The organism is Mesorhizobium sanjuanii, assembly GCF_002529485.1.
Classification (GTDB): Bacteria; Pseudomonadota; Alphaproteobacteria; order Rhizobiales; family Rhizobiaceae; genus Mesorhizobium; species Mesorhizobium sanjuanii.
Window position 1 is genome coordinate 1 of record NZ_NWQG01000299.1, and the last position, 1,673, is coordinate 1,673.

Genomic DNA, 1,673 nt, shown 5'->3' on the forward strand with positions numbered 1-1,673 from the left:
CCCCTTCTCGATCGACAGCTATGTTCCGCATGTCGTCGGCGGCGTGAAGTGGACGCAGGGCTGGGGCGCCATCACCGGTGTCGTCGCCTACGATAGCGCTTATGAAGAAGTCGCCGGCAAGGTTCGCCTGGACGTCAACGTTTCCAACGAGCTGTCGCTGTTCATCATGGGCGGTTACGGCACCGACGATAACTACACGGATCCGAACTACGCGATTCCCGCAGACGGCCGCGGCATGTACAAGCTGTGGGGCGGCAACTGGGCAGTGTGGGGCGGTGGCACCTACAAGTTCAACGAGAAGACCTCGTTCAACGCCCAAGTCTCCTATGACGACTGGAAGAACCTCGGCATTGCGGCGAACATCGCCTACGACGTCGTTCCCGGCTTCACGGTCACGGCCGAAGTCGACTACCTCAATGCCGGCAAGTTCGACGACGCCGACTTCTCCAACTGGACCAATGCCGACAAGAAGAGCAGCGTCGGCGGCATCCTCCGCTTCCAGCGCTCGTTCTAACAGGCTTGGCCTGATTGAAATCGAACCCGGCGGGCAACCGCCGGGTTTTTTTGTTCAGGGACTGCCACAGCGATTCCGATGCCGGATTTCAGGGCGGAGGCTGATGGTTGAGGAAGACTGCTCTGGAGGGCACCTGAGCTTCAGCAGCTTACATACGCGGGTTCGAAACCGCGATCCGGATATACCAAGTTGCCGAAATCAGGTCAGGTGTCGGCAAGATCGCCCAGCGACTGTATCAGCGGCTGAATTTCGTTTTCATAATTCTTCCAGCGCTTGACGGACGATTTGTAAATCGGTTGACGAACCTGCCAGCGGCTGAGCGTGTTGACCGAACCATCCCTGTCGAAAAAGCGCAGGCAGGCGTCATCCCAAGGCAACCCAAGATAATCTATGATGCGGCGCGACTGCGCTTCCTGGTCCTCAACCAGCGTCTCGTAGCGATTTTCGAAGATAAGGCCCGGAAAAACCTTGTTCCAATGCCGCATCAGGCGGTCATATTCGCGATAGTAGAGGCCTAGTGTTTTCAGGTCCGTATTGTAGCTGTGTCCCTCGCTGAAGTTCTGGACAAAGCAAGAGACGCAATTGTCAATGGCGTCACGGCGGCAATGAATGATGCGCGCATTGGGGAAGAGAAGGCCGATCAGGCCGATCATTTCAAAATTGTGCGGCATCTTGTCCACCACGCGAAGCGCGGCAGGCGCCCGCTCCCTTAGATAGGACAGATGCTCATCGGCCAGTGTTCTGGACAAGTCTTCCGTGATCGACATGACCGGCTGGTTCAAATCCCCAGCCGATGAGGTTTTAAGGCCGATCGCGTTCGCGACCCGCCTTAGTTTGCTGAGCTCCCCTGCCCCATGAATATCGGGATGGCTGGCGCAGATCTGTTCCGTGAGCGTCGTCCCCGAGCGGGGCATGCCAACCACGAACACAGGCACTTCGGAAGGATTTCCATAGCCGGCCCTCGCGGCAAAAAAAGCCGGCGTGAAGGTTTCAATCAGCGAGTCGATCCAGCGACGATACAGGTCGATATCGAACTGGTGGCCGGAGGCCTGTTTCGCCTTGTTGAAATGGTCGAATGCCTCTTCATAGCGCTTGAGGTCGTTCAGCACCTTGCCGGCGGCGTCATGGAGATGCTGCGCGCCTTCCGAATCAAGCTTGG

The 1,673-nt window shown here is 57.5% G+C and carries 2 protein-coding genes; one reads left to right on the forward strand and one right to left on the reverse strand.

Going from position 1 to position 1,673, the window contains the following annotated elements:
- Positions 1-514: porin (locus tag CN311_RS31410; protein WP_133117299.1), on the forward strand; the 514-nt coding region annotated here is incomplete at its 5' end.
- Positions 515-717: 203 nt separating this feature from the next.
- Here the strand turns inward: CN311_RS31410 and CN311_RS31415 are convergent.
- Positions 718-1,673 (reverse strand): sulfotransferase family protein (locus tag CN311_RS31415; protein WP_133117300.1); only part of this gene is annotated, 956 nt, incomplete at its 5' end.